At 25.7% G+C, this 13,341-nt stretch carries 11 protein-coding genes; 4 read left to right on the top strand and 7 right to left on the bottom strand.

What is annotated here, in order from left to right:
- Positions 1 to 263 precede the first annotated feature (263 nt).
- Positions 264 to 404, top strand: coding sequence for a hypothetical protein (locus ACQH24_RS07415; RefSeq protein WP_425379924.1), 141 nt, complete (start codon positions 264 to 266; stop codon positions 402 to 404).
- 187 nt (positions 405 to 591) lie between these two features.
- Here the strand turns inward: ACQH24_RS07415 and ACQH24_RS07420 are convergent, their stop codons facing one another.
- Together ACQH24_RS07420 and ACQH24_RS07425 are read right to left on the bottom strand one after the other, a co-directional pair.
- Complete coding sequence (locus ACQH24_RS07420) at positions 592 to 1,482, bottom strand: IS3 family transposase (protein ID WP_425380710.1); 891 nt, start codon at positions 1,480 to 1,482, stop codon at positions 592 to 594.
- On the bottom strand, positions 1,425 to 1,700 hold the full coding sequence (locus tag ACQH24_RS07425; protein ID WP_425379385.1) for a transposase: 276 nt from the start codon (positions 1,698 to 1,700) through the stop codon (positions 1,425 to 1,427). Before ACQH24_RS07425 ends, ACQH24_RS07420 begins: the two co-directional genes overlap by 58 nt.
- Positions 1,701 to 2,010: 310 nt before the next feature.
- On the opposite strand from ACQH24_RS07425, the gene ACQH24_RS07430 reads away from it, so the two are divergent.
- From ACQH24_RS07430 to ACQH24_RS07440, 3 genes are all read left to right on the top strand, one after another.
- On the top strand, positions 2,011 to 2,733 hold the full coding sequence (locus ACQH24_RS07430; protein ID WP_425379925.1) for a hypothetical protein: 723 nt from the start codon (positions 2,011 to 2,013) through the stop codon (positions 2,731 to 2,733).
- Between the two features lie 16 nt (positions 2,734 to 2,749).
- Positions 2,750 to 3,508 carry an ABC transporter ATP-binding protein gene (locus ACQH24_RS07435; RefSeq protein ID WP_425379926.1) on the top strand — a complete coding sequence of 253 codons (759 nt, stop codon included), beginning with the start codon at positions 2,750 to 2,752 and terminating at the stop codon, positions 3,506 to 3,508.
- A gap of 401 nt (positions 3,509 to 3,909) precedes the next feature.
- Positions 3,910 to 4,968 carry a hypothetical protein gene (locus ACQH24_RS07440; RefSeq protein ID WP_425379927.1) on the top strand — a complete coding sequence of 353 codons (1,059 nt, stop codon included), beginning with the start codon at positions 3,910 to 3,912 and terminating at the stop codon, positions 4,966 to 4,968.
- Between the two features lie 8 nt (positions 4,969 to 4,976).
- Here the strand turns inward: ACQH24_RS07440 and ACQH24_RS07445 are convergent, their stop codons facing one another.
- The 5 genes from ACQH24_RS07445 to rplM all read right to left on the bottom strand — a co-directional run bounded on the left by ACQH24_RS07445 (position 4,977) and on the right by rplM (position 13,315).
- The gene (locus tag ACQH24_RS07445) at positions 4,977 to 6,074 is read right to left on the bottom strand and encodes a hypothetical protein (RefSeq protein WP_425379928.1); all 1,098 of its coding nucleotides are present in this window, start codon (positions 6,072 to 6,074) and stop codon (positions 4,977 to 4,979) included.
- The gene (locus ACQH24_RS07450; protein ID WP_425379929.1) at positions 6,074 to 8,446 is read right to left on the bottom strand and encodes a hypothetical protein; all 2,373 of its coding nucleotides are present in this window, start codon (positions 8,444 to 8,446) and stop codon (positions 6,074 to 6,076) included. The genes ACQH24_RS07445 and ACQH24_RS07450 overlap by 1 nt, the downstream gene beginning before the upstream one ends.
- Positions 8,447 to 8,462: 16 nt before the next feature.
- The gene (locus ACQH24_RS07455) at positions 8,463 to 12,341 is read right to left on the bottom strand and encodes an AAA domain-containing protein (protein ID WP_425379930.1); all 3,879 of its coding nucleotides are present in this window, start codon (positions 12,339 to 12,341) and stop codon (positions 8,463 to 8,465) included.
- Positions 12,342 to 12,461: 120 nt separating this feature from the next.
- Complete coding sequence (gene rpsI / locus ACQH24_RS07460) at positions 12,462 to 12,863, bottom strand: 30S ribosomal protein S9 (RefSeq protein ID WP_425379931.1); 402 nt, start codon at positions 12,861 to 12,863, stop codon at positions 12,462 to 12,464.
- Positions 12,864 to 12,874: 11 nt separating this feature from the next.
- A complete protein-coding gene (gene rplM / locus ACQH24_RS07465; RefSeq protein WP_425379932.1) occupies positions 12,875 to 13,315 on the bottom strand; it encodes a 50S ribosomal protein L13 in 441 nt (146 codons plus the stop codon).
- Positions 13,316 to 13,341 lie beyond the last annotated feature (26 nt).

The raw sequence follows: 13,341 nt of genomic DNA on the forward strand, positions 1-13,341 counted from the left end.
AAAAGTATGAACTGATTCCAAAAATAATTAATCTCAATATAACTTATTATACTATTTATTTTCCGTAAATTATTTAAAAATGTTCTTAGTCCTTATATTCTAAAAAATATTATTCCATCAATAAATTTTCCTTTTAAAAAAATAAAAAGTAGTTCTTTATTGATATAATGTATGTATAAAACTATGTTCTTATTTAAAAACTTTGAAATGCTAATTACTTTCATAAAATTTAAGAAATTAAAAATTGAAAGGTAATATCAAATATGAAAAAGTTACTACATCTTTTTTCAGCATTACTAATGGTGCCCCCATTAGTTAGCATTAATATTAATCTATGAAAAAATAATGAAAATCTGAAATATCATAGCAATACTTCTTATAAAAAACTTTGTTTAAAACAATAAAAGGCTCTCAAGATGTTTTTAATTTGCTATATAAAGGATTTTTGTTAAAAGAAGCGCAGGTAATTCAAATATTAAAAAATAAAAATATTTCTAATGATCAAAAAATAATGGTTGATCAACTCTTAAATTGAGATTTATATAAGAAATTATTATCAGAATGGAATGGCAAGGGTTTTTTGGACAAATTTTATGTAGAGTAATAATTTCTGTATTGTACTGGTGTTAAATAATTTAGTTTGCTATGAATTCGAATATTATTGTACCAATTAATGTAATCAAATAATTTTAATTTAAACTGCTCAATGTTTTTAAATTTATTATTTTTAATAAATTCAGTTTTAAAAATTTTGTATGTTGATTCCGCAACAGCATTGTCATAAGGACAACCTGGTTTACTGTAAGACTTTTGAATGTTATTTTTAGTTAAAAAGTTATAAATAAGATTGTTGTTAAATTCACTACCTTGATCAGTGTGAAATATTTTAATATCATTTAATGTAAAGTTAAGTTTATTAAAGGTATTTTTAACTAATTTTGCATTTTTGTGTAAACTAACATCATAACTAATAATTTCACGATTAAATAAATCAATTAGAAAGCAAACATAATATCATTTATTTTTAATAAAAACATATGTTAAATCACTGACAACAACTTCATGTAGTTTATAATTATTAAATTCTTGATTTAATAAATTATTATATTTATATGTAACATTGCTTGTATTTGAATGTTTGTATTTGATTTTTGTATAATTTGAAATTAAGTTATATTTTCTCATTATTTTACTAATCTTTACAGGAGATAATATAATATTTTGCTGAGCTAGCATGATTTTAATTTTTCTTTTTCCATAATTTTTACGACTTTTTAGAAAAATACTGATAACAGCATTATCAATGTTTTGATTATTCTTGGGATTATTTGCTTTTAATTGATAGTAATATGTTGATCTAGCCAATTTCAATGTTTTACATAAATTAATAATTGGATATTTTGCTTTGTTATTTTTAATGATTGCTATTTTTTGCCGATTATCAGTGTTGCTTGCTTTAAAATGTCATTTTCCATTTCTAATTGTTTAACTTTTTTACGTAATTGAATTAATTCGTTTTCTTCTGGCGTTCTATTGTCTTTAGCTTTAAATGAGTCCGAGTTACTAAATTGGTGAGCTCATTTCCAAACAGTAGATTTACCAATTTGGTAATCATTGGCTAATTGCTCAGGAGTTTGACCCATTTTGTAAAGACCAACAATTTGTTGCTTAAATTCATCGGTATAATGATTCTTTGCCATAATTACACCTCCATTGTAATTTAATTATAAATATTTACTCTACATTATTGTTGTCCAATTTATCTTAACCTATCCAGAAACATATTTATTAGAATTAGAGAAAAATTAGCGAAATATGATAGAAAATCTACTTTTAATTAAAATAATAGATCTTTCAAAGAATAAACTTGAATACCTAATATTAAATAAATTAAAAATTGTAGAAAATGAATTATTCTTCTATAAAATTTTATGCTACGAATTTTTATGAAAGAAAAAAATAGAATCATATAATAAATATGAAATTACACAACATGGAAATAACCGTCCAATGGAACAAACTAAACACTGTTATTTATATATTAAAACAAAAGAACAAGGGAATTTCCCAAATATATATCATGATGAATTTGGGCGCATAATTTATTTGACGAGAAAAAATGAAAACTTCAAAATTGCGATTAGTGGTTGAGAGGGCAACATTTCAAAAAAAGCAACAGATTCATTCAAAACTCATTACGAATATAGTTTAAATAATTGTAATAGTTTATTTGCTTATATTAGAAAAAATGAAGACAGTATAACAAACTATATATATAATGCCAGACAATATAGTATCCTCGGATGAACAATGAAAATAGGCAGTATTTTTAGACTTTTATGATCAACAATATTTGGACGTAATATTAGCAAATATTTCCTTTATATAAAAGCATATTTATTTTTTAATTATAATCAAAATAATTATACAAGAATCAATAAAGAAAAAATATTTATTACTCCAAATGATCTAACCACTGCATCAAACAATTATACTAATGGAATAACTGTTCGTTTTGTATGAAGACCTTTTAAAAAGAATTTTATTGGGTTATATTCACAGAAAACTGGAAGAGAAATAAAGTATGTCTATGAAACAGAGTTAGAAGCAGCTCGTTGAAATTATCGAATCGTTGCTGAACGTAAAGTAGGCATAGATTGCTATCCAAAAACATCCCCATGTACAATTTATAAAACAGTAGCCGATGATTTTTTTGAAACAATTGATGATTAATAAAAAAGGAGTTTTTATGGAAAATAATAATCTTACAAAACTGGCAATTAATATTACAAATTTGTCGCAATCATTTTTGAAAAAAACAATTTTTACTAACCTGAACCTTGCTATTCCGAAAGGAAGTTTTTATGGGATCTTGGGTCATAATGGAGCTGGAAAAACAACATTAATTAAAACAATTCTTGGCGCATTTCCCCATCAAAAAGGAAACATTTATATCAATGGATTAGACAATACTAATCCTTTATCAAAACAAAAAATTGGGTATATTCCAGAAAAAACTATTTTCCTATCTAAGATTTATATTTTTGATTATTTAAAAATGTGAGGTATATTAGAGCAAGAAAAAATTGAAAAAGAAAAAATTAAAGATATCCTTAATTTCTTTAAATTAGACGCATTCCAATCCATAAATACTTTATCAACAGGAATGGCAAAAAAAGTTATTTTAGCACAATGTTTTTTATTAAAGCATGACATTTATATTTTAGATGAGCCAACCGAGGGTTTAGATGCTATAACCCGCAAAATTGTAATTGATCTATTAATTAGTTTACATAAAAATGGTAAAACAATTATTATAGTGACCCACATTCTAAATGAATTTGCCGATTATATTAATCATTTTATTATTTTAGATCATGGCCAAATTGTAGCTCAAAAGGAAAAAAATAAAGAAGAAGTCTGAGATATCCAAGCTGAATATGAAAAAAAATATGTTCTTAATAAAAACTTTGTTTATCAAAAAATAAAAGAAATGAGTGAAGAATAATGTGCATCTTAAAAATGGACTTCTTTCTACTCAAAAGAGCAATCAGTTTTTGAGTAACATTAATAATCCTAATAATTCTATCAATAAGTGTATTTCTAATTGGAATCTTTTCTTTTAACAAAGACGCAGAATATATTGATTCCATTTTTGTCTCATATTTATTTTTTGCGATAAATTTTTTTATCTTTACATTTTTATTTCTAGGAAATCTTAATATTATTATTATTAATCGGCCCATTTTTGAATCATCATTTCTCTTAATAACTGCCAAATCCTTTAGCCGCACCAATATTCTTTTTCAAAAATTATTAATTAATTTAATTACTTTAATTTTCTATTATATTATTATTAGTATTACAACAACATTTTACTTGATAATAACATCACAAACACATACTCTAGTGTTTTTAAAACTCTATGGAGTTGGAGTCTTAATTTCTTTTATTTCATTGCCGTTATTTTTATTTGTTATCATCATTGCTAGTCATTTTCTGAAAGAAAGTGTTATAACTTTAATAACATTATTTTTAGCAAGCGTTGTCTTAATAACACCTTGACTTATGGCCGCAAAAAATATTGAACACTATTTTTCAACAGCAGATAGTAATGTTACTAACATAATTAAAAAAAACAAGCAGACAGAAATTAGTCTTTTTAAAACTAATGATTTATATGCTAAAATTTACGATGCAATTAACAAAAATGATGGAAATCAATTCCACCAAATTATAAACAAATATTTAGAAAAAAATAATTATCAAAAAATATTATCCAGTGGTCTCTTTACAAAACCGCTCCACTTTGATGACTTAAAAGGAGACCTGCTTTTTGATGTTAATCAAGATGTTACAGTCATTGCCCCACAAAGTCATTTAGAAAATACGAAAATTATTCTTTCAAAAAGATTCTTAGCAAAAATTGAAATTTATCAAATATTTTACCAACAGGATGTAACTGGCATAAACCCTAATATTATCAAAAACCCTATTTTATGAGGTTATCGCTATAGCTGGCAATTTCAAAAAAATATGTTTATGGAAATTAAAAGAAAATATACCCTTAATACTGAAATAATAATTACCAGTATTTTACAACAACTCCGAAATATACCTGGAGACACACTATTCATTAATTTTTCAGAATATATTGAGAACTACAAAAATATTGAGGAAAATAATAAATATAAAACTGGGGTTTTCGCCATTAACTTATTTAACCAATATATCCTAACTGCTGCTAAATTAATTGCCGATAATAATTTCTATCATGTTTGAGGTTATTCTAATTTTTTCAATAATGAATTTAATTGATATAAACTAGACGGGATTATATATAATTTAGATTGAAATAATATCATATATATCCGCCCAGCTTGGCCATTAGTTTTTCCAATGCTAATAATGTGGATAACACCCTCAATTAGTTTATATTATTTTTTACAGCGTTTTAAATATAAATAATAAAAAGGTTATTTCTTTTTGGTTTTACTATCAATTTGCATTTTTGCTTGATTCATAATTTTATCTGGATTTAGGTAAGTTTTCTTCATTTCTTTTGATAAAGATACATCGTACATCGATAAGTCATTAACAAATGGCTGTTCATCAACATCATGGGCATGACCTTCATAACCTTCAAATTTGTAAGTAAAACGACCATCAAGATATACTTTAAAGATTGCCTCTTCTCCCGTTACTTTTTTAGCATAAACAATAACAAGACTATCCTCATTTTCCTTCGTAATTCGAATATCATTATTATCAATAATAAAACCGCGTTTTTGAATGGCTTGTAAAATTGCGGCAATTGCATGTTTACGAGCTGACTCATCTAATTGCTGATTAATAATTTTATTTTGCAAGTCTAATGCTTTTTCATTTAAAACATTATTATCATTAACAGTATCTTGACTAAATTCTACTAGCGCTGGCGCTAATTCGGCATTAATAAATTTATCGTCGCCAATTTGGGCTTTAAAACTATTAAGGTATTGGTTTTTCATAAAATCCGTCGAAGCACGATAGTTATTAATTTCATTTTGTACAAGGTCCGAAATTGTATTCACATCCAAATTAACAAGACGGCTTTTATTTAATTTAAAAAAATTCATAATAAATGCTTTTGATACATTATCCTCAAACATTACTAATAATTCTTCTTCCAACGCTTGGTAATTTAAATTAGTCCGATTTTTTAAATTTACTAAGCGTTGTTTTGTTTCATCTTCAATGACTTTGACCTTTAACACTTCAATTTTCTGTTGAATTTCTGCTAAACGCAATGTTTTTTGTTCTAAGAAAAAATTAACTTGTTTCGCTAATTCAAGCTCAACATGCTTTACTTTTTGAAATTTTACCACCAGTGGATTATTTTCTAAATCAACTAAAATTTGATTTAATTCCTGTAAATACTCTTCAACTGCTTGACAATTTAAACCACTAGCATCAATATTTTTTAATTGTTGTAATAACAACTGTAAATTTTCTTTAACGAAATTAATATTTAAACTTAATCGTTCAATTTTTTTTTGGTAATTATACATTACCTGTTCAACACTCATACTCATTAGTTTAGCACCTCTTCTAGTTCTTTCTGCAATTTTTTTAATGCATCACGGTTTTTATTATCATTTTTTTCATCTCGCGCTTTTTCACAATATAAATATAATCGTAGTTCATAATAAATTGCCATAATTTGTTTGTATTTATTTTTATCAAACAGATCTTTACATACAAATAATTTTTCATTAATTGTTTTTAATCGTTGATCATTTGATTTTAGAATAGCGGTAATTTTTTCTTCCATTATATTTAACAAATATAATGCGGCTTTATCAAAATAGCAAAAATCAAGATATTCCTGAAATTTTGATTCAGAATTAAACATATCATTAAACTTAATGTTTTTATATCTAATTTCTAATTGTGATAAAGACACCAATAATTCAATTGTTAAATCATCACCATAATTAATATTCTTAAAACGTTCTCTAATAATTGCAATTTTACTTCAAATTTCTTGCCAATGCCGTTGTAAACCACTTGTTTCCCGTTTCTTCATTTCATTAAAATACTTTAGATAGTTTTCAGCATAACCATACAAATTAACTAACAGCGTAATATTCTTACTTAAATTTATTGTCGTAATTTCTTCAAATAATTCACGATGTAAATTATCATTATTAAGGGCAAAAAGGAATTTATTTAAAATAGCAAATAAATTTTGATTCCAAATTTTTTCAACAATTGCTGAACCTGCCAAATTACTTAATTCCAATAATTGTTTTAATGGAACATCATCTTGATGATAAAGTTCTTGTAAGATATTTAAAACTTCTTTATTGCCTAACAAATCATTGCTTGTCAAAACTTGATATCCTTTAACAATATTTTGTTGACCTTTTGCTTCTTGCTTCATTACAGTAATTAAAAGTGCATGCAGTTTTGTAAAATAATTTGGTTTCAAAACAAAATTAGCTAAAATTTGTTCACATTTAAATAAGATTGAAGTTTTATTTTGAAAATTATTAATATTAATACTTTTTATGATATTATCAAAAGCATTTTCATTTTGATTTAAAATATCAATTAAATAACAATAAATAAACAAGGCATTAATCTTGTTGCTATGAATTATTTCATAGATATTTTCTTGTTCTTTTTTTAATAAAGCTTCTAAATTTTGTAAAATCTTTTTAAATAAAAGTTTACTATAATTAGATGAAAACTTTTGCGCCGTTATAATTTGCCGATTTAACATTATTAATTCTGTTGGTTGCAACACATAAGATTCTACCTCATTTTTATCATTAATAAATAATGTTAAAAAATGTTCATTAATTGGCAAAATTGTTTTATCCAAATAAAAAATTGGGATTGAACCAGTTAAATCATTTATTTCATTGCCATCAGCATTAACAAAAATAATGCATCGAACGTTATTATCAAAATAATATTTATTATTTAAAACTGCTTTTGGATTAACATTTGCGGCATTAATAATTAAAATACGGGGATTAATTAATGTTGAAATAATATGGCGAGGGTCTTGCTGATAATCACTTTCTAATGTATTTACCCCAATCTTTTGAATATTTAAATTAAAATTAGTTGTTAAATCTTCTGTCATTGTTGTTAAGAAATAATCTAAAATTTTTGTTCGTAAATTAAGATTATTGTCAATAACTTCTTGCAAGTTATTGTCATTTGTAACTTGCATTTTAATATCTTTAAAAGTTGTCAAAGTTAGGACAACTTCTTTCATTTCATATACGTCAGTTAGTAATTTATTAATTTGTTCACTGTTATGTTTAATTTCTTGCTGTTTTTTTCGAATTGAAGTAAATGTTGTATCATTATTAAACATATTATCTTTATTAGCATTAGTTTTATATTTTTCCAAAAATTTAAATAAATCATCACCAGCAATACTTGTCTCATTTTCTGGGGAAATAATTAAGTCCTTTTGATTAATTTTTTCTATCAACATTAAGTGGGCATTATTAATATATTGTTGATTATTAAACATATCAAAAATAAAATCAATTACTGCTTCGCGATTATTATTTTTACTTAACAAATAACTCTTTTCTAAATCTTGTAATGCTTCTTTTGAAATGTAAAAAATACCAATTGCGCGATCAATTCATTCTTGTTCAGCATAACTATTCGCGAAATAATCTAGGGAACCTTGCGTATTAATTTCAATTGTGTTCTCCTTTTCAATTAAATCTTTTAAACATTCGGCATAAATTTTAAAGTTAAGAATTTGTAATTCTTCTCGTAAAATATTAGCTAATGATTTTGTTTTATCTGGATAATTAGCAATAGCATTTAAAATCACATACTGAAAAAAAGCTGGTTTTTTGGGTGTTTGATAACCAACAATTGTTGATAATTTTTTTCAATTTTTATAGATTTTGACCATTCCTAATTTCATTTTTTACCTCTAACTTCTATAGTAAATGTTTTGCTTGTCAAATAAGACCATAATTATCAATAATTCGTAAAATTTCAGCATATGCTTTAATCGTTGTTGTGGCATTTGGATTAATAATTGTTGGAATTTCAACATCAATATTAGCAAAGAAATTAATTGCCCCAATAATAATTAACATATTCTTTGCCCGCGAAAAAGCAACATTTAATCGCTCATATTTTTTAATAAATTCCTTATTAGCATGCAGTTGTTTTTGCGGATGACGCACGGTATTAACAATAACAATTTCTGTTTCTCGCCCCTGATAATCATCAACAGTTGAAACTTCAACCTTAATATTTTTAAATTTTAAATTACTAATAGTTTTCCGCAATTTTTTTACATGTAATCCATAAAAACTAATAATCGCCACTTTGGGCTGTTTTTTCAATTTAGTAGTTAAATTATCATATCCTTTTTCAATTAATTGAAGAGCTCTAATCGTTAAATTAATTTCTAACCAATTAAAAAGACTAGTACTCCCACTTTCCCCTTGTTCATAAACAAAGTTTTCATTTTCATCTTTTGTTGAATCAATTCAATAAATTGCTTGCTTACTATCAAAGATTTTTAATCCCTGATCATTTTCAACAGTAACATAATGTTGTTTCTCATTGTTTTGATTTTCTACATCGCCCAATTGTAATTGGTTCTCATAAAAAACATTAACAATTCGCATAATATCTTCATGACTACGATATTGATTAACTAAAATTTCTTTAACTGAATCATCACATTTCGAAATAATCTTTTTAAACATTGAATTAGTTACTAACTCTAAGAAATCATTATAGCTATAATTTTGATCATAAATTTCATTAATCAAAGTAACATCTTCTTCACGATACGGCATAATTGGTGGCAACTGACGATAATCACCTACTAAAACAACAGCTTTACCATATACTAATGGCATAAAAATTTCCATAGGTGTTAATTTACTTACTTCATCAATAATAACAACATCAAATCCAAATTTTTTGATATCAATATCATCAATATTATAATCTTGTAAAATTTTATTTTTATTTTTTGTATACGATTGATTTGAAGTTGCTGTCATTGCAACAACATTGACACTATCTTGTAAAAACTGATTAGCATAGTTAACAGTATCACGCTCCATTGATTGCGTAAAGTGATCACTTTTAACTCCAACTTGAGATAAAAAATTAGCAATATTATAATTTTTATCTAAAAAAGTAATCATATTATTAACAAAATCACCTTTTGTTGCTTTTTCCTTAATAATATTATTTATATCAGAATCAATCCTATCAATAATTTTATCAATTTCACTAATTGTTTTATGGATATCTTTTACAACTAAATTTAAGTTAAAAATATGATTAATACTATTAACAATATTTTCAATTTCAATATTTAGAGCATTAATGCGATTACTTAATGTATCAATATTCATTTTTAAATATGATATTTTCTGTTCATTTTTATCAACATTAATTTCATTGATTAGTTTTTCATTAATATTAATTTGTGTTTCATATTGTGTTATTAAATTGAAAAGGTCTTTTTTAAATTCCTGGTGCAAATTTTGATGAATAACATTTTCTTGTTTTAATGAAAGTTGTTGCTTTAATTCAGAAATTTCCTTTTGAATATCTTCAAATTTCTGAATTCAATTATCATCACGAAATTCTTGACTAACATCCTTTAATTCTTTAAACTCTTGTTCTTTCTTTTCTAAAACCGGATTAGCAAGTTCTGACGCCTTTAATAATTGCCGATATGTGTCTACTAATGAATATGATTTATCAAATTGAAAACCTATTTTTTTTTGTACTAAATCACCAAAATGTTTATTAAATAATTTGACTAAATCTATCGTCGGTGAAATAATTCCTGCTCAATTTAAATCATTTAAAAAGTCTAACAGATTACGAATATTATTAATTTCAACTTTTAATTTATTGTTATTGCTTTGAAGTTCAAATTTTTGATTTTTTACTTCTTCTTGCTCAACAATTAACTTGCTTAACTGCTCATCTCAATTATTATAATCCTTAATTTCAGTAACAAACATACTGGCATGCGTTTTTAACCGCTGCAATTCATTTTTCTGGTTGACATAATCATAATCAATTGCCGTTCATTTTGTTAAATATTCACGCATTAAATGGGAATAAATAAAACGATAATTATTAAAGATTAGTTTATCCGGGTTAAAATCATTAAAACGATTCTTTTTTCGAACCTCTTCACCTGTTAAACGTAATGGTACTAACATTGGAGTTTTATATAGTCTTGTTAAGACATTATCAATAGCAGTATGATTTTGGGAAGAAATTAGAACCTTTTTGCCAAGTTTAACATACTGATAAACTAATTCCGCAATAAATTCTGTTTTCCCTGTTCCGGGCGGTCCTTGCAATAGGAAAATGTCTTGAGAATTAAGAGCTTTAATCAATGCTTTTTTTTGATTTAAATTTAAATTATACGAAGCCAAATGTAATTGTTCTAATGCAACTAAATGATGCTGTGATTTTAATTTAACATCCGCAATATTAAAGATATAATTAATTAAATACGGATTAGCAACATCATTTTTACTAATTTTATCTAAGATAACATTACCACGACGAATTAATGCTGAGTCTCCTTTGCCTATATAAGTTAGATACCCATAACGAGGAATGACATTTGTCAATTCTTTTAGGGCAATATCATCATCGTTTTTTAATTCATAAAAACAATTAATTATCTGATACTTTTTTAAATGATTAGCAACCGACTTAAATGTTTCTGGATCAATCTCATTTTCTTTGGTAATATTATTTTCAATCATAAAAAGTTTCATTAATTCTTTAATAACATCAAGATTAGGCTTTTGAATATCTTTTGCTTCTGAAATATTAAATCCTAAATCATAAATATCCGAACTATCCTGAGCATAACTATCACTAAAATTAAAAGTAAATAATGTTAGTGGCTGATCTTTTTGATATGTTCGATTAATTTGTAAATCCGCAATACTTAAATTATTTAATCCTTTTAAAACAAGATATTTATTAAAATCATCCACCAATAATTTTAATTCAAGAATAATTACTTCTTCAAAAACTGGATTAATGGGAATTTTTTTATTAGTAAAATATTGCTTATTAACATATCAAAAATTATGGGCTAAAAAACGAACATCATGTCAAGCTTCCATTGATGTCGCTGTCATTGTTTTAGGGATTTTAACACATTCTGTTAATGTTCGAGTTAAATATAAACAAGAATTATTTCGTTTATACTCTAAAATTTGGTTTTGAAATTGTAGATATTGTAGTCACCGTTCTTTCTCTTCCGAAAAAGACGAAATCAAAAATTTCATGTTAGCAAAAACATTTGAATCAAAAATTGTTCGTAATTTTGCTTCATCAATTCGAAAATTATCCGCGATTTCGATCACAACACCAGTTGCCATTGTTTCAAACTCTTGTTTTTCCTTTTCCATCGCTGTTAAAAAAATGTTTTTAACATTAACAATCCCAATTTGCGGATCAAGATCACCAAAAATTGTTAATGATAAATTGGGATCTAAAAGCTCATCAAAGCCAGTAATTGATTTAAAACGAATTAAAATATCATAAAGTTTCTTTTCGCCACCTTTTTTATCAGTTTTAATTTTTGCTTGATCATTAATTAAACTAACAAAAAAATCAGCAATATGAATATCTTTTTTCAAAAAAAGGTCTAATCCACTCACTGTTGTAATATTTTTTAAACGGAGATTTTTAACATCATCATCGTTAAATTTACTTTTTGCATTGATTAAAAAATATAAATTTAATAATAAATTTTTCCCATTAAATTTATCCCCTTGAATTGTAAATTCTGTTAATGCCATTAATGTCTCCTCTTATTCACATATAATTATACTAAACTTATATTAGATAACAATCAAAGCTATTAAAAACATCAAAATAAAAAAGAGGATATCATCAATATATCCTCTTCAAAAAAATACCTATCTTTTTGAGTATTGTGGTGCTCTTCTTGCTCCGTGTAACCCATATTTTTTACGTTCTTTAATACGAGCATCACGAGTTAGCATTCCCGCATGTCTTAATAAGGTTTTATAATCTTGTGAAGCTTCAACTAGTGCTCTTGCGATTCCTAATCTTGTTGCTCCCGCTTGTCCAGTAAATCCACCACCAGCTACTTTAACACGAATATCAAATTCTGATTTTACGCCAGTAATTTCTAAAGGTTGTTCCAAATCCTGCACTAATGTTGCATATGGGAAAAACTCTAATGCTGGTTTCCCATTTACAACCACCTTCCCTTTACCAGGAGTTAATACAACTTGTGCGATAGAAGATTTTCTTCTTCCTGTCCCACGATAAATAACTTCTTGTTTTTTTGCCATATTTGCTCCTTTTATTTATCAGTTAATTCTAACTTAATTGGTTGCTGTGCTTCGTGCGGATGTTCATTACCAACATAAACAAATAAATTACGAAATAATTTACTTCCTAACTTATTTTTTGGTAACATTCCTTTAATTGCGTGTTCAACTGGGTAAATTGGTTTCTTAACCAACATATCTTTCACTGTTGTTCGTTTTAACCCCCCAGGGTGTTGTGAATGATGATAATAGATTTTACCCTTTAATTTATTTCCTGATAAATTAATTTTATCAGCATTAAGAATAATAACATTATCACCGCAATCAATATGTGGTGTATATGCTGGTTTATTTTTTCCTCTTAAGATCATTGCGACTTTACTTGCTAAACGTCCTAAAACTAGACCTTGAGCATCAATAACATATCACTTCTTTTCAACTGTTGCTGAATTTAAGATAGTAGTTTGTCGCATTTCACTGCCTCCTAACATTATTCCGT

This window comes from Spiroplasma endosymbiont of Stenodema calcarata (assembly GCF_964031205.1).
Classification (GTDB): domain Bacteria; phylum Bacillota_I; class Bacilli_A; order Mycoplasmatales; family Mycoplasmataceae; genus Spiroplasma.